Genomic DNA, 21,653 nt, shown 5'->3' with positions numbered 1-21,653 from the left:
GGTATCGACGGACACGACGGACCACGACGACGTGTCGCCCGCGGCCGGAGGGCACACGGGCGACACGTCGCAGGGGTTCGTCGTTCGGGACGACGTCCGATCAGAGGTCGTCGGACGAGACGCCGACACCGAGGATGAACGGGCCGCCCTCGTCGGACGACGGGGCCGCCGACGTCGACGCCGCGGTCGTCCCCTGGCTGGAGGCGCGACGCGAGCGGTTGCGACCCTGACCCGGCTGCTTCGGCTCGGGCAGCGCGCCCAGCACGGAGTCGAGCAGCTGCTCGGCATCCTGACTGCTGAGGCGGCGCGGCTCGCGCTTGGCGGCGGCGACGGGGATGTCGAGGATCGCCACCGTCGCGTCGGGCGTCGAGACCGTGGCCGCGGCGCGGCGCGAGGTCTTCTCGACCGGAGCCGCGTCCGCACTCGGTGCCGACGCCGAGACCGCGGTCTTCTTCGCGACCGCGGGCTTCTCGACCGGGTCGATCCCCGCTGCGGGGGCCGCCTGCGGGATGTCGATGACGAACCCCGAGGAGGCGCTGGCCGAGTCACCGTCGGACGCGTCGGCCGACTCGCCGGACTTGTCGTCGCGCGCCGACCCGGAGCGCGAGCCGCGACGACTCTTGCGGGCGGGACGACCCGAACGGGTCTCGGAGGCGCCGTCGGTCTCGTCGGTCGCCGGAGCCTTCTCGGTCGACGCCGCCGCCGCGTCGATGGCGGCCTCGACCGCCGCCGCCGCCTGGGCTGCCGCGTCACCGGGGGCGTCGCCGTTCTCGGCGTGCGAGATCGTGCTGGCAGCGATGCGCGACAGGGCGTTCTTCACGTCGTCGGTGATGGCGTGAGTCCCCGTCGTGGGGTGCGCCGAGCCGGACGACGACGAGCCGCCTCGCTGCGGGGCACCGTTGCCGGAGCCGTTGCCGTTTCCGTTGCCGTTCGCCTTGCCACGACGGCGCGACTCCTGACCGTTCTTGCGCGGCAGCTGCTCCTGCACCCGAGCGGCGCTACCGGCCTCGGAGAACGACTCGGCCAGACCGAGACCGAGCTTCTTGCGGGTCATCTGGACGAGACCGAGCGACGTCACCTCGGCGACCTGGTGCTTCGTGCGGTCACGGCTCAGGCACTCGACGAGACGGCGCAGCACGAGGTCGCGGTTCGACTCGAGCACCATGTCGATGAAGTCGACGACGATGATGCCGCCGATGTCGCGCAGACGGAGCTGTCGCACGATCTCTTCCGCCGCCTCGAGGTTGTTCTTCGTGACGGTCTCCTCGAGGTTGCCGCCCGAGCCGACGAACTTGCCGGTGTTGACGTCGACGACCGTCATCGCCTCGGTGCGGTCGATCACGAGCGAGCCGCCCGAGGGCAACCAGACCTTGCGGTCGAGGGCCTTCTCGATCTGCTCGTTGAGGCGGTACGCGTCGAAGCTGTCCTTGTCGCCCTCGTAGCGCGAGACGCGATCGAGCAGGTCGGGCGCGACGGCCGACAGGTACGACTGCAGCGTGTCGAACGCCTCGTCGCCGTCGATCACCATCTCGTGGAAGTCCTCGTTGAAGACGTCCCGGACGATCTTGATCAACAGGTCGGGCTCGGAGTGCAACAGGTTCGGGGCGTTGCCGGCCTCGACCTTCTTCGAGATGTCGGCCCACTGGTTCGTCAGGCGCTTGACGTCGAGCGTCAGCTGCTCCTCGGTCGCGCCCTCGGCGGCCGTACGGACGATGACACCCGTGTTCTCCGGCAGCGCCTCTTTGAGGATCTTCTTGAGACGGGCACGCTCGGTGTCGGGCAGCTTGCGGCTGATGCCGTTCATCGAGCCGTTCGGCACGTACACGAGGTAGCGGCCGGGCAGCGAGATCTGGCTGGTGAGGCGGGCACCCTTGTGCCCGACCGGGTCCTTCGTGACCTGGACGAGCACGCGGTCGCCCGGCTTCAGGGCCAGCTCGATGCGGCGGGGCTGGTTGCCGGTCTGCACCGAGTCCCAGTCGACCTCGCCCGAATACAGGACGGCGTTGCGACCGCGTCCGATGTCGACGAACGCCGCCTCCATGCTCGGCAGCACGTTCTGCACACGGCCGAGGTAGACATTGCCGATCAACGAGACGTTCTGCGACTTGGCGACGTAGTGCTCGGCGAGCGTGCCGTCCTCCATGACGCCGATCTCGATCCGGTCGCCCGACGAGCGGACGATCATCTTGCGGTCGACGCTCTCGCGACGGGCCAGGAACTCGGCCTCGGTGATGACGGCGCGGCGGCGACCGGCGTCCCGACCGTCGCGACGGCGCTGCTTCTTGGCCTCGAGACGGGTCGAGCCCTTGACCTTCTGCGGCTCGGTGATGAGCTCGACCTGACGCTGGGGGCGCTCTCGGGTCTGGCGCGACTCTCCGTCGCGCTCCTCGCGGTCCTGCGAGCGTCCGCGCGAGCGGCGACGCGACGAACCGGACGTCGCCGGGCGGTCGTCGTCACGGTCGTCACGGTCGGACTGCTCGTCGTGGTCGTCGTACTGATCGTCGTCACGGTCGTCATCGCGCGGGAATCGACGGCCGGGTCGGGCGGGCAGCGGCACGATCTCGGGCGCGTGGAAGATCAGCGTCGTCGTGGTCAGCTGGGCCGGGATCGGCGACTCGGGAGTCGCCCCCGTCGGCTCGACCGGCGCGTCGGGCACCGGCTGCGGCTCGGCGTCCTGGGCGTCGAGGGCGACGGCGGTCTCGTCGACCACGGCCTCGGCGGCCTGCGAGGCCTCGCCGCTCGTCGTAGCCGTCGTGTGGCCGGGCTCGGTCGTGTGGGCGGTCTCGGTCGTGGCCTCGGCCGCGACCTCTGTCTCATGGGTCACGTGTGATGCCTCCTGGGCGTGGTCCTGTCGAGTCCTGCGGTCGTCGGGCACACCGTTGGTCTGCACGGGCGACGACGGCGCCTCGGTCTTCGCTGTCGCGGCGGCCGCGGCTTGTCGCGCGCGACGCCCCCCGAACAGTCGACTTCTCTTCTTCGGACTTTCTTCGTTCTTCTCCACCACGGGTGGTGCACTCCTCGACCCGCCGGGGGCGTGCCTCCGGCGGGAAATCTCGTCTCGTGACCTGCCTGCCCGTCGCCCTCGGGCGGTCGGTGCAGGACTTCCGGTCGGCGCCTCGTCGGCGGTCGACCTCGGGTCACCATGCCCTCTCACGGCATGCGCTGTCAGGTAGGCGCGGGTTGATCACCCACGCTGGTGCTTGTTGTCTCGGAGCTGGCTATCCGACACGTGCGGCGTCTTCTACCGCGGGCGGACCCGTCACCGGTGGTTCGTTCTCGAACTCGCGATGGCGCGTCCTCCGGTGTGGCCCGGTGGGTTGCCCGGTAAGTCTTGATCTCGGGGTTCGCACCCCACGACTGGCTCGATTATCGCACGCCGGGGCCGGGACGGGGGTCAGATACCCCCGATGTCGGCTGACCCCTTCGCCGGAGGACGCCCCGATACACTGCATTCCGTGACTGATGCCTCGGTTCGTACAACGCACCCCCAGAGCCCCCGGGCCCCGCTCGCCGCGGGAATCCTGCTGATCCTGGCCGGTCTCGTCGGGCTCTTCGGTGCCTTCCAGCTGACCGTCGACAAGTTCCGGCTGCTCGAGAACCCGGCGGCGCCGCTCGGCTGCGACGTGAACCCGTTCATCGGCTGCACGCCGGTCATGCAGAGCGCCCAGGCGTCCCTCCTCGGGTTCCCGAATCCCATCCTCGGCCTGATGGGCTTCGTGGCACCGGTCGCGGTCGGAGTGGCTCTGCTCGCCGGTGCCCGGTTCGCCCGCTGGTTCTGGATCGTCTTCAATCTGGGGCTGCTCGTCGCGTGGGTGTTCATCATGTGGCTCTTCACCCAGGCCGTGTTCATGATCGGCGCCCTCTGCCCCTGGTGCATGCTCGTCTGGCTGACGACCATCCCGCTGTTCTGGATCTTCACGATCTGGGGTCTCGCCACCGGCAGCACCATCGACCACCCGTCCGTGCGTCGGGTCGCGAAGGCCGTGCTGCCCTTCTCCTGGCTGTTGCCTGTGATCAACTACGCCGTCATCGTGTTGACGATCATCGTCCAGTTCCCTCTGTTGCTTCCCACCCTGTTCTGACCGCGCCTTCCCAGCAAACTCTCCGACGACATCGAGAGGGTTGAACACCCCCGAGCCGACCGCAAGACCCAGTGAGGACCCATGACGCCACCTGCCGACTCCGGAGCCACGAAGCGAGAACGCCGCGAGGCGGCCCGCGAGAAAGCTCGTATCACCCGCGAGGCCGAGGCCAAGCGCCGACGTCGCAACAAGTGGTTCCTCCAGGGAGGCCTCGTCGTCGGCGTGCTCGCCGTCCTGGCCGTCATCACGCTGATCATCGTGCGCTCGATCGCCCCGGCCGGGCCCGGGCCGTTGAACATGGCGAGCGACGGGATCGTGCTGCAGGGAGACGGCACGTCCGTCAGCACCGTCGAGACCGGTGCCATCGCCTCGGGTGGAGAGCCGACGTCGACGGCGACCGGCTCGACCGACAAGCCGCACATCGTGGTTTACCTCGACTACATGTGCCCCTACTGCGGCCAGTTCGACACGGCCAACGCCGCCGGTCTCGAACAGATGGTCAAGAGCGGCTCGGCGACGCTCGAGGTGCACCCCATCGGGTTCCTCGACAACGCCTCGGTCGGGTCGAAGTACTCGACTCGATCCGCAAACGCAGCCGCCTGCGTGGCGAACTACGAGCCCGAGAAGTTCCTCGACGTGAACACGGCCCTGTTCGCCCAACAGCCGGCCGAGAACACCCGGGGCCTGACCAACGCCGAGCTGACGACGCTCGTGCAGGGCGCCGGGGCGAAGGACGACAAGATCGCCGAGTGCATCAAGAGCGGAGAGTTCACGGAGTGGGTCGCTGCGGCCACCACGCGCGCCCTGAACGATCCGATCCCGAACTCCGACCTCCCGAAGCTGACGGGCACGCCCCTCGTCCTCGTCAACGGGCAGCAGTACAAGGGCTCGCTCACCGACCCGACCGTCTTCTCGCAGTTCGTCCAGGAGGTCGCGACCGGCGCCTCCACGACGGACACCAGCACGGGCGGCGCCGAGTCCACCGCGACCCCGACCCCCTGACCGACCCTCCCCGCATCTCCGACGATGTGTCACGACGGGTGCATGTTCGCCTCGGACATCGACCCGACGCGACACATCGATTGAGGGGCGAGACGGGAACGACGAACGGCGCCGCACCTCCGAGGAGGTGCGGCGCCGTTCGCGTGCGCGGGGGCTAGAACCAGAGAGCGAGCTCGCGCGCGGCCGACTCGGCCGAGTCGGAGCCGTGCACCAGGTTCTGCTGCACCTTGAGGCCCCAGTCGCGGCCCAGATCGCCACGGATCGTGCCGGGGGCGGCCGTCGTCGGGTCGGTCGTACCGGCCAGCGAGCGGAAGCCCGCGATCACGGCGTTGCCCGAGACACGGATGGCGACGGTCGGGCCGCTCTCCATGAACTCGACGAGGGGCTCGTAGAACGGCTTGCCGACGTGCTCCTCGTAGTGCTTCGACAGCAGGTCGCGGTCGGCCTCGACGAGGCGGATGTCGACCAGGTTGTAGCCCTTCTGCTCGATCCGACGCAGGATCTCGCCGGTGAGGCCGCGGGCGACGCCGTCGGGCTTGACGAGGACGAGTGTTTCTTCGAGTTCGGACACGGGGTCTCCTTCGTGGGGTTCGGTTCGGTGTCGATGAGGTTCAGGTCGGGCAGGTTCGAGGTCGGTCAGGTTCGAGATCGGGCGCGTGCCGGGCACCGCACGGGTGGTCAGACGGCGTCGGGATACCGGGCCCGGTTGAGGGCGTCGAGCTGGCGTCCCTTGACGAAGCAGAAGATCCAGATCGCGATGAAGATCAGGGCGACCACGAACATCAGCGGTTCGAGCAGGCCGAGCGCTACGAGACCGGCCTGCACGACCCAGCCGAGGGCGAGACCCCAGCCGAAGCGCAGCACGCGCGACACGAGCGCCATGATCACGATTGCCGAGATCAGACCGACCAGCACGACGGGCCCGGGCAGGACACCCCGGCCGAAGACGACGAGCGCGAGGAAGAACAGCACCATCGCCTCGAGCACGAGCACGATCGACAGCAGGCTCTCGGCGGCGCCGCGTCGGCGTCGCGGTCGCGCCGGGCGACCGGCACCCCGACCCGCAGGAGGCAGTGGCTGGGTCACTTCGCCCCGCTCTCGCCCTGCGAGATGGCGAGCACCTCGCCGACGAGGGTGATCGACCCGGTGACGACGACGCCGCCCGGTTCGTCGCCCTCGACCTCGTCCGCCAGGTCGCGTGCCGTCGACAGGGCCGCGGTCACGTCGGTCTCGACGACGACCCGGTTCGCGCCGACGATGCCGACGGCGATCGCGGCGAGGTCGTCGGCGGGGATGGAGCGGTCGGAGTCCGACTGCGTGATGACGAACTGCGAGACCGTCTTCGACAGGGCACGGATGATGCCCGCGGCGTCCTTGTCGGCGAGGACGCCGAGGACGGCGATCACGCCGCCGAAGTGGAAGTACTCGTCGATGGCGGAGGCGAGCGCCTTCGCGCCGTGCGGGTTGTGGGCGGCGTCGACCAGGATGGTCGGCTCGTTGGCCACGATCTGCAGGCGTCCGGGCGACGTCGACTGGGCCAACCCCTCGGCCAGCACGTCGGCGTCGAGCGCCTGGGAGCCCGAGCCGAGGAACGACTCGACGGCGGCGACCGCGACGGCGGCGTTCTGTGCCTGGTGGCGACCGAAGTACGGCAGCAGCAGGTCGTCGTAGCGACCGGCGATCCCGCGGATCGACACCAGCTGGCCGCCGACGGCGACCGTCGACGACTCGACGCCGAAGGACTCCCCCTCGACGACGATCGACGACTCCGTGAGCTCGGCCGCGCGCTGCAGCTCGGCCAGCGCCTCCGGAACCTGTGTCGCACTGACGACGGAGGCCGACGGCTTCACGATGCCGGACTTCGTCCGGGCGATGGCGTCCACCGTCGAGCCGAGACGGTTCTGGTGGTCGAGCGCGATGGGCGTGAACACGGCCACCTGGCCGTCGGCCACGTTCGTGCTGTCCCATTCGCCACCCATGCCCACCTCGAGCACGACGACGTCGGCGGGGGCGTCCGCGAACGCGGCGAACGCGAGCACGGTGAGCGCCTCGAAGTAGGTCAGGGTGGGCTCGCCGGACGCCTCGAGATCGAGGTCGACCATGGCGAGGTAGGGCTGGATGTCGTCCCAGTTCGCGACGAGCCGCTCGTCGCTGATCGGCTCGCCGTCGATCACGATCCGCTCGTTGACCTTCACGAGGTGCGGGCTGGTCATGAGCCCCGTGCGCAGCCCGTAGGCGCGCAGGATGCTCTCGATCATCCGGCTCGTCGACGTCTTGCCGTTCGTGCCGGTGATGTGGATGATCGGGTACGACCGCTGGGGGTCGCCCAGCAGCTCGACGGCGCGCCGCGTCGGCGCGAGTCGGGGCTGCGGGGACTGCTCGCCCACCCGCGCGAGCAGTTCGGAGTAGACGCGCCGCGCCTCCTCGGCGTAGGGCTGGTCGTCGGTCGTGTCGCTCATGAGCGCTGCACCTCCACGGTCACGGCGGAGCCCGAGCCGACGGCGACGTGATCGTCGCGGTCGCCGACTCCTGCGGGCACCACGTCGACGACCAGGTCGGTCGTCAGGGTCTCGGTCGCGATGAGGTCGCGGTGGGCCTCGATGGCGGCGGCCGACTCGGCATCCGTCGTGAGGGTCGTGACGATGCGGTCGCTGACGTCGAGATCGGCCAGCTTGCGGGCCTGCTGGACGGCGCGCACGACGTCGCGTGCAAGCCCCTCGGTCTCGAGCTCGGGCGTCGTCTCGGTGTCGAGCAGCACGAAGCCGCCGCCGTCGACGAAGCTGATCGCGCTGGACGAGTCGGCGACGGCCAGCTCGAGCGTGAACTCGCCGGCGATCAACTCGATGCCGCCCACGACGACGGTGTCCCCCGTCGCCTGCCAGTCGCCCTTCTTGGCGGCGGGGATGACCTGCTGCACCTGCTTGCCGATGCGAGGCCCGGCCGCGCGGGCGTTGACGCTGAGCTTGCGGGTCACGCCGTACTCGCCGAGGCTCTCTTCGGTCAGCGTGGTGAACACGACGGCCTTGACGTTCAACTCGTCGCGGAGGATCTCGCCGAACGGCTCGAGACCCGCCGGCTCGGGCGTCACGACGGTCAGGGTCGCGAGAGGGAGCCGCACGCGCAGGCCGGTCGCCTTGCGCAGGGCGAGACCGCTCGACGCGATGGCGCGGACGCCGTCCATGGCATCGACCAGGGCGTCGTCGGCGGGGAAGAGCGACGCGTCGGGCCAGTCCTCCAGGTGGACGCTGCGCCCACCGGTCAGACCGCGCCAGATCTCGTCGCCGACCAGCGGCGCCAAGGGGGCTGCGACCCGGACGAGCGTCTCGAGCACCGTGTAGAGCGTGTCGAACGCGTCCTGGTCGTCTCCGCCCCAGAACCGCTCGCGCGACCGGCGCACGTACCAGTTGGTCAGCACGTCGGCGAAGTCGCGCAGCTTCGCGGTGGCGAGGGGCGAGTCCAGGCCGTCGAGGTCGGTCTGCACGTCGACGATCAGCCGGTGCATCTTGGCGAGCAGGTACCGGTCGAGCACGTCGGTCGAGTCGGTGCGCCAGACGGCGTCGTAGCCCTGGCTCCCGTCTCCGGTGTCACCGGCCGCGTTGGCGTACAGCGTGAAGAAGTAGTACGTGCTCCAGAGCGGCAGGAGGAACTGCCGCACGCTCTCGCGGATGCCCTCCTCCGTGACGACGAGGTTGCCGCCGCGGATGACGGACGACGACATCAGGAACCACCGCATGGCGTCGGCGCCGTCGCGGTCGAAGACCTCGCTGACGTCCGGGTAGTTGCGGAGGCTCTTCGACATCTTCTGGCCGTCCGAGCCGAGCACGATCCCGTGGCTGATCACGTTCGAGAAGGCCGGGCGGTCGAAGAGCGCGGTCGACAGCGTGTGCAGCGTGTAGAACCAGCCGCGTGTCTGACCGATGTACTCGACGATGAAGTCGGCGGGGTTGTGGTCGTCGAACCACTGCTCGTTCTCGAACGGGTAGTGCACCTGCGCGAACGGCATCGACCCGGAGTCGAACCACACGTCCAGGACGTCCTCGATGCGGCGCATCGTGGAGCGACCGGTCGGGTCGTCGGGGTTCGGGCGCGTGAGCGAGTCGATGTAGGGGCGGTGCAGGTCGGGCTCGCCGTCGGCGTTCAGCGGCAGGGTGCCGAAGTCGCGTTCGAGCTCGGCCAGCGACCCGTAGACGTCGAGGCGCGGGTACTCGGGGTCGTCGCTCTTCCAGACGGGGATGGGCGACCCCCAGTAGCGGTTGCGCGAGATCGACCAGTCGCGGGCGTTGCCGACCCACTTGCCGAACTGCCCGTCCTTGACGTTCTCGGGCACCCACGTGATGTCCTGGTTCAGCTCGCCCATGCGGTCGCGGAACTCGGTGACGCGCACGAACCAGCTCGAGACGGCCTTGTAGATCAACGGGTTGCGGCAGCGCCAGCAGTGCGGGTAGCTGTGCTCGTAGCTCGCCACGCGAAGCAGACGCCCCTCGGCCCGCAACGACTGCGTCAGGGGCTTGTTGGCGTCGAAGACCTGCAGACCGGCGATGTCGCCGAACATCGGCAGGAACCGCCCGCCGTCGTCGACCGAGACGAGCACGGGGATGCCGGCGGCGGCGCAGACCAGCTGGTCGTCCTCACCGTAGGCGGGCGCCTGGTGCACGATGCCCGTACCCTCGCCGGTGGCCACGTAGTCGGCCACGAGGATCTGCCAGGCGTTCTCGGTGCCCCAGGTCTCGGTGTCGGCGTACCAGTCCCACAGTCGGTCGTAGCGGACGCCCTCGAGCTCGCGCCCGAGGACGGTCTGCGTGACGGCCGTCACGGCGTCGGCACCCGATTCGTAGCCGAGGTCCTTCGCATACGCCGCGATCGTGTCGCTCGCGAGCAGGTACGACGCGACGCCCTGCTCGCTGCCGTCGGAGGCCCCGAGCGGACCGCTGGGCAGCACCGAGTACTCGATGTCGGGGCCCACCGCGAGCGCGAGGTTCGTCGGGAGGGTCCACGGCGTCGTCGTCCAGGCCAGGGCACGCACGGCGGTGAGGCCGAGGGCCTCCGCCTTGACGCCGTCGAGCGGGAACGTCACCGTGACGGTCTGGTCCTGGCGCATCTTGTAGACGTCGTCGTCCATGCGCAGCTCGTGGTTCGACAAAGGGGTCTGGTCGTGCCAGCAGTAGGGCAGCACCCGGAAGCCCTCGTAGGCGAGCCCCTTGTCCCAGAGCTGCTTGAAGGCCCAGATGACGCTCTCCATGAACGTGACGTCGAGGGTCTTGTAGTCGTTCTCGAAGTCGACCCAGCGGGCCTGACGGGTGACGTAGTCCTGCCACTCGTCGGTGTACTTCAATACGGAGGCGCGGGCCGCGGCATTGAATTCGGCCACGCCCATCTCGTCGATCTGGTGCTTCTCGGTGATGCCGAGCTGGCGCATGGCCTCGAGTTCGGCGGGCAGACCGTGCGTGTCCCAGCCGAAGCGGCGGTGCACCTGCTTGCCGCGCATGGTCTGATACCGCGGGAAGACGTCCTTGGCGTAACCGGTCAGCAGGTGACCGTAGTGCGGCAGGCCGTTGGCGAACGGCGGGCCGTCGTAGAAGACCCACTCGTCGGCGCCCTCACGGCGGCGGATCGACTCCTGGAACGTGTCGTCGCGCTTCCAGAACGCGAGCACGCCCTTCTCGATGTCGGGGAACCTCGGCGAGGCGGGAACACCGGTGGGTTCGGTCTCGCCGGCGGCGTGCGTCTCGTCGGCACCCTTGGGGTAGGTCATCGTGTCTCCAGGTCGTGCAGGGCTCGGTCGTGCGATCTCTGTACGAGGACGCGATCGAGATCCGACCACGCGGTACCACCCCGCTTGCCGTCTCGGCTGCCGTGGCCCTCCCGGCGCGAACCGGGGAGGGGACGACGATCGCGACGACCGCTCTGCGACGGCTGTGACGGGCCTGCCCCGCTCGGTTCTACTGGCGGCCCGCTCGCACGGCCCGCGTTCTTCCGAGTGCTCCCCGGTGATGGCCGGATCGATGCACTACCGATGGTACCGGCTCGGCGTCACGACCGCGATGTCGTCCGCCGGGAGCAGAATCGAAGGCATGACCCCAGATGCACCCTCGGCTGTCGCCGATCAGCCCGCCGGTGCGCCGTCCGCCGCGAAGCCCGAGAGCGGTCTCACCGTGCTCATCGCATTCGGCGCCAATCTGCTGGTCGCCATCGCGAAGACCGTGGCCTCGCTGCTGACGGGGTCCGCGTCGATGGTGGCCGAGGCTGCGCACTCATGGGCCGACACGGGAAACGAGATCTTCCTGTTCGTCGCCGATCGACGCGGCGCCCGGACGCGCGATGCCGCCCACCCCCTCGGCTACGGCAAAGAGACCTACGTCTGGAGCATGTTCGCCGCGTTCGGTCTCTTCACGGCGGGCGCGGTCGTCTCGATCTATCACGGCATCACCGAACTCGGCTCGACGAAGGAGGAGACCGACTACCTCGTCAACTACGTCGTGCTCGCCATCGCGTTCGTCCTCGAGGGCACGTCGTTCGTGCAGGCCTTCCGGCAGGCGCACGGCACGGCGAGCCAGCGCCGCGTGCCCACCCTGCGCCACGTGCTGCAGAGTTCCAACTCGACCCTGCGCGCCGTCTTCGCGGAGGACGCGGCGGCACTCGTCGGCCTGCTGATCGCCTTCCTCGGCATCCTGCTGCACCAGCTCACCGGGTCGGCCGTGTTCGACGCGATCGGGTCGATCGGTGTCGGCGTGCTGCTCGGCGTCGTCGCCCTCGTGCTGATCGATCGCAACCGTAGATTCTTGATCGGCGAGAGCCCGGCCCCCGAGCTCGAGTCGCTGGTGCTGACCCGCCTCCTCGCCCGGCCCGACATCGACCGTGTCACGTATCTGCACACGGAGTTCGTCGGGCCCGGCCGGCTCTATCTCGTCGCCGCCGTCGACATGACCGGTGATTTCTCGGAGGAGCACGTGGCCGTGGCCCTCCGTCGCGTCGAACGCGACCTGGAGGACCACGACCTCGTCGAGGAGGCGGTGCTCACCTTGTCGACACCGGACGAGCCGTCACTGGCGCCGAGTCGGTGACCACCGCCTCCTGAGGTGTTGCTCGCTCTAGCCGCGAGTCGCCCGACGGCGGGCGACCACCACCGCGCCGACACCGACGCCGAGGAGGAGCAGGCCGGCGAGGGCGGCCTCACCCGAGCCGTCCGACCCGGTGTAGGCCAGCGGCCCCGTCGCCGCGGCCGCGACGGGTCGCGTCGCAGTGGGCACGAGCACGGTGGCTACCGGCTGCGTGGTCGGAGGCGTGACGGGCGTCGAGGCCGATACGGGCCGCACGAGCTCGAACTCGGTCACGGCGGGGGCCGAGGTGCGCGTGGACAGGAAGCCCTCGGCGTCGAGGCCGTACTGGCTGACGAGCAGACGCCAGCGACCGACGGGCAGTGCGTCACCGACGACCCACGTGCCGTCGGCAGCGACCTGGGGCGGGTTGTAGTCGGAACCGTAATTCGGCGCGTGTCCGATGGGCTCGTACCGGTAGGAGAGGAAGGACCCCGGGTCTCCCATACCCGAGAACCGGAAGGCGGTCCATCCCGGGTGTTCGTACCCACTCAGGGGAATCAGGCCGAGCGTCTGGCCGAAGGACGGACTCGTGATGACCGGCGCCTCGAGTGTGGGGACGTCTACGATCACGTCGCGAGATTCCACGCCGAGCACGGTGCGGTCAGGGCCGGTGATCGTGATGGTGAGCGTCGTGGCGGACGGCACGTCGTCCCCGAAGTAGAACGGCACCGCGAAATCCGTGGAGTCGAGCAGCTCGCCTCCCGTGGGCTCGTCGCCGTACCGGACGTCGATGCCCGAACCGGCCGGGGCCGTCCCGCGGATCACCACGCCCAGCGAGGTCAGCACCTGCCCCTGGATCGGGCTCGTGATCGTGTACGCGGGCTCGGCCGCGATCTCGGTCTCGGCCCCGGCCTCGGGCTGAGCCTGCGGCGCCACGGGAGCGACGGACGCGTCGTCACCCGCCGCCGGCGTCGCCGCGTCGGACTCCGTATCGGTCTCGGTGGGAGCCGGCTCGACGACCGCCGGCTCGTCGACCGCCGGCTCGACCGTCGAGGGCTCCGGAGCGGGAGCACCCGACTCGATCGGCGCCGACGCCGACGGTGATGCCTCGGGCGCCACGGCGGATGCCGGGGCGGTCTCCGCGGACGCGGACGCCGCCCCCAGCAGCGTTCCCCCCAGTGCGAGCGCGAGCACGGTCGGCAGGGCGACGAGAGCGCCCCTTCTGTTCGTCATGATGTGACCTTCTGCGTGAGTCCTTGTCACTCCGATCCGCTCTGACTCACCCCCCGAGCGACGGACCCCGACGACCCATCGGTCGTCGATGGCCCGACGCTAACAGCGCGCGAACCGACCGGATACGGCATCGGCTCCGAAGACGACTACAGACAGGGGAGGATCATCCGACCGGTTGATCCGACACATCCTCATGGCCGATCCCCGGCTGCTTACAGCCCGTTCATCGACGAAGCGAGTAGCGTCGTCGGATGAGCGGACGACGGCGTCTCGCATCCCCTCCGCTTTCCTCCCGACAGGAGTCCGTCATCGCCACGTTCAGCCAACTGCTCTACAAGCATCGTTCGGTGGTCCGCTTCGGCATCACGGGCGGCGTCGGCTTCGTCATCACGATGGTCATCAACTACGGCCTGAAGCTCTTCGTCATCCCGAACCAGCCCGTGACCGCGCTCGCCATCGGCATCATCGTCGCCACGATCGTGTCGTACTGGATGAACAAGAAGTGGTCGTTCGACGACCGCGGCGAGCGCCACACCGCCCACGAGATGCTGTTGTTCGTCATCGTCAGCATCATCGGTGTGGGCATCAACTCGGCACCGCTGTACCTGTCGCGGTACGGCCTGCACCTCGAGACCCCGTTCGTCTCGCGGACGACCCAAGAGGTCGCCGACTTCATCAGTGGGCCGCTGATCGGCACGTTGCTCGCGATGGTCTTCCGCTACTGGGCGATGAACACGTGGGTCTTCCCGCGGGCCATCCCGGTGCGCGACACGACTCCGACCCCCGGGGCCTGAGCCGCAGCCTCCACCCTCAGCCCGGCTCGCTCGACGAGCCGAGTGCCGTCGTGACGTCGGCGAATGCCTGGTCGACCATCCCGCGCAGCGAGGGGCGTGCCACGCCGGCCCGCGCCCACGAGACGAACGCGGTGCCGGCGGCCGCAACGAGCACTGACGCGATCGTCTCCGAGGTCACGTCGTGTCGGCCGGCGCCGGTGCGCTCGGCGAGATAGTCGGCGACGACGGCGCGGTGGGTGACGAAACGTCCCGCGGCAGACGTCACGACGTCGTCGCCCAGCATCATCGCCTCGCCCTGCGTCAGCGCCCATGGCACCCGATCGACCTCGTAGTCGTCGGCCAGCGCCGCCAACGCCGCCGTCACGGCGGCGACGGGCGGCAGACCCGAGGAGGCGCGGAGCCGCTCGGGCAGACCCGCCAGCGTCCGATCGAGATCGAGCCAGAAGAGGTCGGATTTCGCCTCGAAGTAGTTGAAGAACGTGCCACGGCTCACGCCGGCCCGCTGCGCGATCTGATCGACGGTGGTGCCGGCGTACCCGTTCTCGAGGAAGAGCTCGGCCGCGGCGTCGGCGATCGTCTCGGCCGACGACCGACGGGGGCGCCCGACGGGCCGACGGGTTCGCGCACTGTCTGACATGTCCTCCATTCTGAGGCTAGACTCGTCCCTTGCGGTTCTTGAACCGAGTCCACAAACCTGATCACCGCCTCCGGAGCCTCATGCGCACGCGCCCCCTCGCCCTGACCGCCCTCGCGGCCGTCGCCCTGCTCGCCGTGGCGGGCTGCACGGCGAACGGCACCCCGACGGGGTCGTCGACCCCGGTCTCGGGCGGCACCCTCACCTACGCCACCGGCGATGCCGAGCCGACCTGTCTCGACCCGCACGTCGGCGGCAACTACCCGCAGGCGCTGATCGCGACGCAGTACGCCGAGTCGCTCGTCTCGAAGAACTCGAAGGGCGACATCGTCCCGTGGCTGGCCACCGAGTGGTCGGAGGCGACGGACGGTCTGAGCTGGACGTTCACCCTCAAGAAGGACGTCTCGTTCACCGACGGCACGCCGTTCGACGCGGCCGCCGTGGCCGCGAACATCGCGCACCTGCAGAACCCGACCACGCTGTCGTCGACCGGCTACCTCGCCCTGCAGAAGGTCACCAGAGTCGAGGCGGTCGACGCGACGACCGCGCGCATCGATCTGTCCAGCCCCGACAGCGCCCTGCTCGAATCGCTGTCGATGCCGTGGCTCGCGATGGAGTCCCCGAAGGCCCTGCAGCGGACACAAGAGGTGAACTGCGAGTCGCCCGTCGGCACGGGACCGTTCGTCGTCACGAAGTGGGTCAAACAGGACCGCATCACCCTCGATCGCAATGACGGCTACACCTCGCCGCCGGCCGACGCCCGTCACGACGGCGCCGCCTACCTCGACGAGATCGTCTGGCGGTTCATCCCCGACTCGGCGTCGCGCTATGCCGCCCTGCAGGCCGGCCAGGTGGACGTCATCGACAACGCCCAGCCCGACACCCTCGTCGCCGCCGCGAAGAACGACGCGCTCGACGAGATCGACGCGCCGCGCCCCGGCGCCTCCAACCGCCTCGAGCTGAACAGCGGCAAGGCGCCGTTCGACGACGAGCGCGTGCGGGAGGCCTTCGTCCGCGGTGTCGACGTCAACGACGGCATCGACTCGCTGTTCTTCGGCACGGCCAAGCGGTCGTACTCGGTGCTGTCCAGCGTCGAGCCGCTCGCCTACAGCGACGAGAAGCTGTTCGGCTACGACGAGGACGCCGCGAACGCGCTCCTCGACCAGGCCGGCTGGACGACGCGCGACTCCGACGGCTATCGCACCAAGGACGGCCAGCGGCTGTCGTTGGCGTTCCCCGTCAGCACCAACCAGTCGATCCCGGCCGAGCAGTCGCTCTTCGAGCAGATCCAGGCCGGGGCGAAGAAGATCGGCTTCGCCGTGACGCTCGAACCCCTCGACTTGTCGAGCTGGTACGCCGCCCTCGGCTCGAACGAGTACGACCTCGTCAGCGCGCCGTACACGAAGGTCGGCCCCGATGTCCTGCGCATCCTGTACGACTCGTCGGGCATCACCCCCGCGCCGAGCGGCTACTTCGCGAACCATTCGCAGATCGACGACCCGACGCTCGACGACCTGCTGACCCGCGCCTCCCAGACCTCGGACACCGGCGAGCGCGCCGACCTGTACGAGAAGGCGCAGAAGATCATCCTGTCCGGGTACTACGTCCTGCCGCTGTACGACCAGCAGAACCACTACCTGCTGAGCACCAAGGTGCACGACGCCCGCGCCCTGCCGACCGTGTCCGCCCCGACCTTCTACGATGCCTACGTCACGTCGTGAGCCGGAGGGAGTCGTGATCGTCCGTGAGTCGTGAGCCGTCGTGAGCCGTGACCTCACGCGACCGCGCGGTCGGGTCGCACGGTCGCTCGGCTGGCTCGCCCGTCGCGTGGCGGGCGCCGTCTTCGTACTCTGGGCGACGGCGACGCTGATCTTCTTCGCGATCCGGCTCGTGCCCGGAGACCCGGCCGAGGCCATCCTCGGCGGCCCGGGGTCGCAGGCCTCCCCCGAGGCCCTCGCCGGGGTCCGCGCCGAGTACGGACTCGATCAGCCGCTGCTGCTGCAGTACCTCGCGCAGCTCGGCCGCCTGGCCTCGCTCGATCTCGGCACGTCGTACTCGCTCAAGACCGACGTCGCCGGCCTGCTCGCGGTGCAGCTGCCGGGCACCCTGCTGCTCGCCGTGCTGTCGCTGGCACTCGCCTGGCTCATCGCGATCGGTACGGCCTGGTGGGCCACCCTCGGCGGCCGTGTCGCCGCGGCCGTGTCGTCAGGGCTCGAGGTCGTCGCCTCGGCGGTGCCGCACTTCTGGCTCGCGAGCATGCTCATCGTCGTCTTCAGCTCGACGCTCGGCTGGCTGCCGCCCGTCAGCACGGGGACGCCCGCCGGTCTCGTCCTCCCGGTCGTCACCCTCGCCCTCCCGGTCGCCGGGTTCCTCGGGCAGGTCACGCGCGACTCGCTGTTCGACGCCGCCGCCGCGCCGTTCGCCCTCTCGGCCCGTGCCCGGGGGGAGAGTCGCGGGGGTCTCTTCGGCCGCCACCTGCTCCGGCACGCCGCCCTGCCCGGTCTCGCCCTGTCGGGCTGGGCGTTCGGCTCGCTGCTGAGCGGCGCCGTCGTCGTCGAGTCCGTGTTCGCACGGCCGGGCCTCGGGCGCACTCTGCTCGGCGCGGTCACCCTGCGCGACATCCCGCTCGTGACCGGAGTCGCCCTGGTCTCGGCCCTGTCCTACGTCGTCGTCGTCGCCCTCGGCGACCTCGCCGAGCGCGCCGTCGACCCGAGAGGGCGCACCGCATGACCGCCACCCTGCCCGAGCTCCCCACGGTCGATCGACCGTCCGGATCGCCGAGGAGGCGCGGCGCACGCCGCCTCGCCGTGACCGTCCCCGAGGCGGTCGCCGGCGCCGTCCTCCTGCTGCTGCTCGTCGCCGCGGTGGCGCCCGGCGTCCTCGCCCCGGGCGATCCGCTCGCCGTCGCCCCCGTGGACGCGTTCTCCGGCCCGTCGCTCGCGCACCCGTTCGGCACGGACGAATCGGGGCGCGACCTCTGGACCCGCGTCGTGCACGGGGCCCGCGCCTCCTTGTCGATCGGTGCCGCCGCCACGCTGATCGGAACCGGCCTCGGAGCGCTCCTCGGGGTCGCCGCCGGCGTCGGCGGACGCGTGACGGACGCCGCGGTCGGGCGCCTGCTCGAGGTGCTGTTCGCCCTGCCGGGCCTGTTGCTCGCGCTGGTCGTCATCGCGTTCGCCGGCCCGGGGCCGATCCCCGCGACCCTCGCCGTCGGCCTCGCCACGGCACCCGGCTACGCGCGCATCATCCGCAGCCAGGTGAACCGGGTGCGTCGGTCCGAGATGGTCGAGGCCGCCCGGGTGCTGGGCCGCAGCCCGGCGTCCGTCCTGCGTCGGCACATCCTGCCGAACGCCCTCGCCCCGGTGGTCGTGCTCGCGACGCTGGGGCTCGGCCAAGCCGTCGTCTGGGCGTCGTCGCTCAGCTATCTCGGGCTCGGCTCACCGCCGCCCGCGCCCGAGTGGGGAGCGATGCTGTCCGCGGGTCGCACGTATCTCGCGGTCGCCTGGTGGATGACCGTCTTCCCCGGGCTGGCCGTGGTGCTGACGGCCGCGTCCGCGACGGTCGTCGGCCGGGCGTTCTCCCGCCGCGGGCGGAGCCTTCGTTGACGCCGCCGATGACACCGCCGACGCCGGGCGCCACCGGGGCGTCGCTCGAGGTCTCGTCTCTGCGGGTGTCGTTCGACGGCACGACGGTCGTCGACGACGTGTCGTTCTCCCTCGAGCCGGGCCGGTGCGTGGCCCTCGTCGGGGAGTCGGGCTCGGGCAAGAGCGTGACCGCGCGCGCCCTGCTGGGTCTCAGCGGCGGGCGCGTGACGGCCGATCGCCTCCGACTCGACGACACCGACCTCCTGTCCCTGTCCGAGCGTGGCTGGCGACGCGTCCGTGGCCCGCGCATCGGTCTCGTCCTGCAGGACGCCCTGACGTCGCTCGATCCGCTCCGTCCGATCGGGCGCGAGATCGACGACGCCCTGCGCCTGCACACCCGCGCGAACGCCCGCGACCGTGCGCGCCGGGTCCTCGAGGTGCTGACCGAGGTCGGCATGCCCGACCCGGAGGCGCGGCGCGGGCAACGATCCGGCGACCTGTCGGGCGGGCTCCGCCAGCGGGCCCTCATCGCGGCGGCCCTGGCCCTCGAGCCGGGCGTCATCATCGCCGACGAGCCGACGACGGCGCTCGACACCCAGGTGCAGCGCACGGTGGTCGACCGTCTCGCGGCCTTGCGCGACGCGGGGACGGCCGTGCTCGCGATCAGCCACGACCTGGGCGTCGTCCGCCGGCTCGCGGACCACGTCGTCGTCCTCCGCGCCGGCCGCGTCGTCGAGCAGGGCGCCACCGCCGACGTCCTCGACTCCCCCGGCCACGACTACACGCGGCGCCTGATCGCAGCGCTGCCGGGCGAGCGACCCCGCGGCACCCGGCTCACGGCGGTCGGGGCGCCGTCCCCGACGGTGGCTGCGCCGCCCGCGCCCACACCGGCGGCCGCCGGCGGCGGTGCGACCGCGAGCGACGCTGCCGCGGGCGACGTCGTGCTCCGGGCCATCGGCCTCCGACGCGGCTTCCGCGACGGTGACGGGCGGGTCCACCAGGCCGTCGACGACGTCTCGCTGGAGCTGCGGTCGGGCGAGACGCTCGGCCTGGTGGGATCGTCCGGGTCGGGCAAGACCACGACCGCGCGCCTCCTTCTGGGGCTCACCGAGCCGGACGCCGGGTCGGTCGAGCTCCTCGGCGCGCCCTGGTCGCCCCTGCGCGAACGGGACCGCCGCCCGAGGCGCCCGGCCCTGGGCGCCGTCTATCAGGACCCGGCAGCCTCGTTCGATCCGCGTCGTACCGTCGGCGCCGTGCTGGCCGACGCGGTCACGGCGGGGCGCTCGTCGAGCCCGTCGACGGTGCGGTCCGAGATCGACGCCCTGCTCGATCGCGTCGGACTGGTGTCGGAACTCGCCCTGCGGTACCCCGCGACGCTGAGCGGCGGACAGCGTCAGCGCGTCGCCATCGCCCGAGCCCTCGCGGCGCGCCCCCGCGTGCTGATCTGCGACGAACCCGTCTCGGCCCTCGACGTCACCGTGCAGGCGCAGGTGCTCGACCTGCTGGACGACCTGCAGCGCGACGAGGGGCTGGCGATGCTGTTCATCACCCACGACCTCGACGTCGTCGAGCACATGAGCGACCGGGTCGCGGTGATGCACGACGGCCGGTTCGTCGAGCAGGGGGCGACGTCGGACGTGTTCTCACGTCCGACGCACGCCTACACACGCGCACTGCTGGCGGCGCGACCGTAACGGGTCGCGCCGACGCGCTCAGCTCCGCTTCGTGGTCTCGTCGCCCGAGCTCGCCGGGTCGATGATGTCGATCGGCCCCGACTGGGCCCACTCGAGCGCCCAGTCCGACTGCGCGACCTCGCTCGACTCGTCGGCGTACGCCTCGATCAACTCACGGGCCTCGTCGTCGGTGGCCACGGCCGGGCCGGAGCCGAGCAGCGGCTCGTTCGCCGTCTCCTTCGTGAAGTAGACCGCGACCAGGCCGATCACGGCGGCGGCCATCAGGTAGAACGCCGGGATGTCGTGCGCCCACGCGAAGCCGTTGCCCTCGGCCCAGACGACGAGCGCCTCGGTCGCGAGCGGCGTCGTGCCGCCGAACAGCGAGACCGACACGTTGAACGCGATGGCCAGGGCGCCGTAGCGGATGATCGTCGGGAAGAGCGCGGGCAGGGTCGACGGCATGGTCGACGTGAACGTCACCAGCACGAGGCCGAGCACGAGCAGTCCGACGAAGACGAGCGGCGTGCTCTCGGACTGCACCAGCTTGAGCGCGGGCCACGACAGCACCAGGAACCCGATGCAGCCGGCGAACAGCACGGGGCGCCGGCCGAAGCGGTCGCTGAGCCGGCCGCTGAACGTGATGACGATCATCATCAACACCATCACGACGATGACGAGCAGGAGACCCGACGTCGCGCTCCGGCCGAGCGTGTTGGTCAAGTAGGTGGGCATGTACGACAGCAGCATGTAGTCGGTCACGTTGAAGACGAGCACGAGGCCGATGCAGACGATCAGCGCACGCCAGTTCTCGGCGAACAGCTTCACGAACGGCACCTTGACGTGCTCGCGTCCGGCCGCCTCCTCCTGCTGCTTCTGGAAGGCGGGGGTCTCCTCGAGCTTGAGTCGCAGGTAGAGGCCGATCAGACCGAGCGGGCCGGCGATCAGGAAGGGGATGCGCCAGCCCCAGGCGAGCAGGGCGTCCTCGCTCATGCCGAGCTGCAGAGCGGTGACCAGCGAGGCACCCAGCACATAGCCGCCGAGCGTGCCGAACTCGAGCCACGAGCCCATGAAGCCGCGACGTTTGTCGGGCGAGTACTCGGCGATGAACGTCGCCGCGCCTCCGTATTCTCCACCGGTCGAGAAGCCCTGCAGCAGGCGGGCGAGCAGCAACAGGATGGGCGCCCAGACGCCGATCGTCGCGAACGACGGGATGAGACCGATGGCGAGAGTGCCGGCCGCCATCAAGATCATGGTCAACGCCAGCACCTTCTGGCGTCCGATGCGGTCACCCAGCGGGCCGAAGAACGCGCCGCCGATGGGGCGCACGATGAACGCGGCCGTGAACGTGCCGAACGTGAACAGGATGTTCAGCGCGTCGTCCCCGGGCGGGAAGAACACCTGCGCGATGGTCGTCGTGATGTAGGCGTACACGCCGAAGTCGAACCACTCCATGGCGTTGCCGAGCGCGGCGGCGCTCACCGCGCGCTTCAGCAGGCCCTCTTCCACGACGGTGACGTCGTTGGTGGTGAGCGAGCGGCGGGTCGGTTTCGTGCGGTCGTTCTTCTTGGCTGACATCGGGTGAAGCCTCCAGATCGTCGGGCGGTGGCGTCGACT

The 21,653-nt window shown here is 70.3% G+C and carries 16 protein-coding genes; 8 read left to right on the top strand and 8 right to left on the bottom strand.

The window, feature by feature from the left end; translation table 11 throughout:
• Window positions 1–100: 100 nt before the first annotated feature.
• Window positions 101–2,824, bottom strand: a complete 2,724-nt coding sequence (locus tag ACPEEZ_RS05130; protein ID WP_423923468.1) for an Rne/Rng family ribonuclease — start codon at window positions 2,822–2,824, stop codon at window positions 101–103.
• Window positions 2,825–3,455: 631 nt separating this feature from the next.
• Between ACPEEZ_RS05130 and ACPEEZ_RS05125 the strand changes: the two genes are divergently transcribed.
• Window positions 3,456–4,082 carry a vitamin K epoxide reductase family protein gene (locus tag ACPEEZ_RS05125; protein WP_423923466.1) on the top strand — a complete coding sequence of 209 codons (627 nt, stop codon included), beginning with the start codon at window positions 3,456–3,458 and terminating at the stop codon, window positions 4,080–4,082.
• 81 nt (window positions 4,083–4,163) lie between these two features.
• Entirely contained in the window at window positions 4,164–5,084 is a 921-nt protein-coding gene (locus ACPEEZ_RS05120; protein WP_423923464.1) for a DsbA family protein, read from the top strand.
• A gap of 154 nt (window positions 5,085–5,238) precedes the next feature.
• On the opposite strand, the gene ndk is transcribed toward ACPEEZ_RS05120, so the two are convergent.
• From ndk to ileS, 4 genes are all read right to left on the bottom strand, one after another.
• Entirely contained in the window at window positions 5,239–5,655 is a 417-nt protein-coding gene (gene ndk, locus ACPEEZ_RS05115; protein WP_423923462.1) for a nucleoside-diphosphate kinase, read from the bottom strand.
• Window positions 5,656–5,762: 107 nt separating this feature from the next.
• On the bottom strand, window positions 5,763–6,170 hold the full coding sequence (locus ACPEEZ_RS05110; RefSeq protein WP_423923460.1) for a DUF4233 domain-containing protein: 408 nt from the start codon (window positions 6,168–6,170) through the stop codon (window positions 5,763–5,765).
• Entirely contained in the window at window positions 6,167–7,543 is a 1,377-nt protein-coding gene (locus ACPEEZ_RS05105) for a bifunctional folylpolyglutamate synthase/dihydrofolate synthase (RefSeq protein WP_423923458.1), read from the bottom strand. Before ACPEEZ_RS05105 ends, ACPEEZ_RS05110 begins: the two co-directional genes overlap by 4 nt.
• Complete coding sequence (gene ileS, locus ACPEEZ_RS05100) at window positions 7,540–10,836, bottom strand: isoleucine--tRNA ligase (RefSeq protein WP_423923456.1); 3,297 nt, start codon at window positions 10,834–10,836, stop codon at window positions 7,540–7,542. The genes ACPEEZ_RS05105 and ileS overlap by 4 nt, the downstream gene beginning before the upstream one ends.
• Window positions 10,837–11,155: 319 nt before the next feature.
• Between ileS and ACPEEZ_RS05095 the strand changes: the two genes are divergently transcribed.
• Window positions 11,156–12,145 carry a cation diffusion facilitator family transporter gene (locus ACPEEZ_RS05095; RefSeq protein ID WP_423923454.1) on the top strand — a complete coding sequence of 330 codons (990 nt, stop codon included), beginning with the start codon at window positions 11,156–11,158 and terminating at the stop codon, window positions 12,143–12,145.
• Window positions 12,146–12,172: 27 nt separating this feature from the next.
• Here the strand turns inward: ACPEEZ_RS05095 and ACPEEZ_RS05090 are convergent, their stop codons facing one another.
• The gene (locus tag ACPEEZ_RS05090) at window positions 12,173–13,354 is read right to left on the bottom strand and encodes a hypothetical protein (RefSeq protein ID WP_423923452.1); all 1,182 of its coding nucleotides are present in this window, start codon (window positions 13,352–13,354) and stop codon (window positions 12,173–12,175) included.
• Between the two features lie 251 nt (window positions 13,355–13,605).
• Between ACPEEZ_RS05090 and ACPEEZ_RS05085 the strand changes: the two genes are divergently transcribed.
• Window positions 13,606–14,148: a GtrA family protein gene (locus ACPEEZ_RS05085; protein WP_423923450.1), complete on the top strand. Its 543-nt coding sequence runs from the start codon at window positions 13,606–13,608 to the stop codon at window positions 14,146–14,148.
• Window positions 14,149–14,164: 16 nt separating this feature from the next.
• Here the strand turns inward: ACPEEZ_RS05085 and ACPEEZ_RS05080 are convergent, their stop codons facing one another.
• Window positions 14,165–14,785 (bottom strand): TetR/AcrR family transcriptional regulator, encoded by a 621-nt coding sequence (locus ACPEEZ_RS05080; protein ID WP_423923449.1) that lies wholly within the window; start codon window positions 14,783–14,785, stop codon window positions 14,165–14,167.
• Between the two features lie 80 nt (window positions 14,786–14,865).
• Between ACPEEZ_RS05080 and ACPEEZ_RS05075 the strand changes: the two genes are divergently transcribed.
• From ACPEEZ_RS05075 to ACPEEZ_RS05060, 4 genes are read left to right on the top strand one after another with little or no spacing between them, the layout of a single operon-like run.
• Window positions 14,866–16,503, top strand: a complete 1,638-nt coding sequence (locus tag ACPEEZ_RS05075) for an ABC transporter substrate-binding protein (RefSeq protein WP_423923447.1) — start codon at window positions 14,866–14,868, stop codon at window positions 16,501–16,503.
• Window positions 16,504–16,543: 40 nt separating this feature from the next.
• On the top strand, window positions 16,544–17,512 hold the full coding sequence (locus ACPEEZ_RS05070; RefSeq protein WP_423923445.1) for an ABC transporter permease: 969 nt from the start codon (window positions 16,544–16,546) through the stop codon (window positions 17,510–17,512).
• Window positions 17,509–18,387: an ABC transporter permease gene (locus ACPEEZ_RS05065; RefSeq protein WP_423923443.1), complete on the top strand. Its 879-nt coding sequence runs from the start codon at window positions 17,509–17,511 to the stop codon at window positions 18,385–18,387. The genes ACPEEZ_RS05070 and ACPEEZ_RS05065 overlap by 4 nt, the downstream gene beginning before the upstream one ends.
• 8 nt (window positions 18,388–18,395) lie before the next feature.
• A complete protein-coding gene (locus ACPEEZ_RS05060) occupies window positions 18,396–20,060 on the top strand; it encodes a dipeptide ABC transporter ATP-binding protein (protein ID WP_423923441.1) in 1,665 nt (554 codons plus the stop codon).
• An 18-nt stretch (window positions 20,061–20,078) separates the two neighbouring features.
• On the opposite strand, the gene proP is transcribed toward ACPEEZ_RS05060, so the two are convergent.
• Entirely contained in the window at window positions 20,079–21,614 is a 1,536-nt protein-coding gene (gene proP, locus ACPEEZ_RS05055) for a glycine betaine/L-proline transporter ProP (RefSeq protein WP_423923439.1), read from the bottom strand.
• Window positions 21,615–21,653: the final 39 nt, after the last annotated feature.

The organism is Frigoribacterium sp. 2-23 (assembly GCF_049601585.1).
Taxonomy (GTDB): Bacteria; Actinomycetota; Actinomycetes; order Actinomycetales; family Microbacteriaceae; genus Frigoribacterium.
Note: the sequence above shows the minus strand (reverse complement) of the source record. Positions and strands in the feature narration are given on the sequence as shown.

Bases quoted from the DNA above. Each gene is read 5' to 3' on its own strand.
- ACPEEZ_RS05090 (WP_423923452.1), bottom strand. From the start codon at position 13,354: ATGACGAACAGAAGGGGCGCTCTCGTCGCCCTGCCGACCGTGCTCGCG.
- ACPEEZ_RS05085 (WP_423923450.1), top strand. From the start codon at position 13,606: ATGAGCGGACGACGGCGTCTCGCATCCCCTCCGCTTTCCTCCCGACAG.
- ileS (WP_423923456.1), bottom strand. From the start codon at position 10,836: ATGACCTACCCCAAGGGTGCCGACGAGACGCACGCCGCCGGCGAGACC.
- ACPEEZ_RS05065 (WP_423923443.1), top strand. From the start codon at position 17,509: ATGACCGCCACCCTGCCCGAGCTCCCCACGGTCGATCGACCGTCCGGA.
- ACPEEZ_RS05080 (WP_423923449.1), bottom strand. From the start codon at position 14,785: ATGTCAGACAGTGCGCGAACCCGTCGGCCCGTCGGGCGCCCCCGTCGG.
- ACPEEZ_RS05105 (WP_423923458.1), bottom strand. From the start codon at position 7,543: ATGAGCGACACGACCGACGACCAGCCCTACGCCGAGGAGGCGCGGCGC.
- proP (WP_423923439.1), bottom strand. From the start codon at position 21,614: ATGTCAGCCAAGAAGAACGACCGCACGAAACCGACCCGCCGCTCGCTC.
- ACPEEZ_RS05060 (WP_423923441.1), top strand. From the start codon at position 18,396: ATGACACCGCCGACGCCGGGCGCCACCGGGGCGTCGCTCGAGGTCTCG.
- ACPEEZ_RS05095 (WP_423923454.1), top strand. From the start codon at position 11,156: ATGACCCCAGATGCACCCTCGGCTGTCGCCGATCAGCCCGCCGGTGCG.
- ACPEEZ_RS05120 (WP_423923464.1), top strand. From the start codon at position 4,164: ATGACGCCACCTGCCGACTCCGGAGCCACGAAGCGAGAACGCCGCGAG.
- ACPEEZ_RS05075 (WP_423923447.1), top strand. From the start codon at position 14,866: ATGCGCACGCGCCCCCTCGCCCTGACCGCCCTCGCGGCCGTCGCCCTG.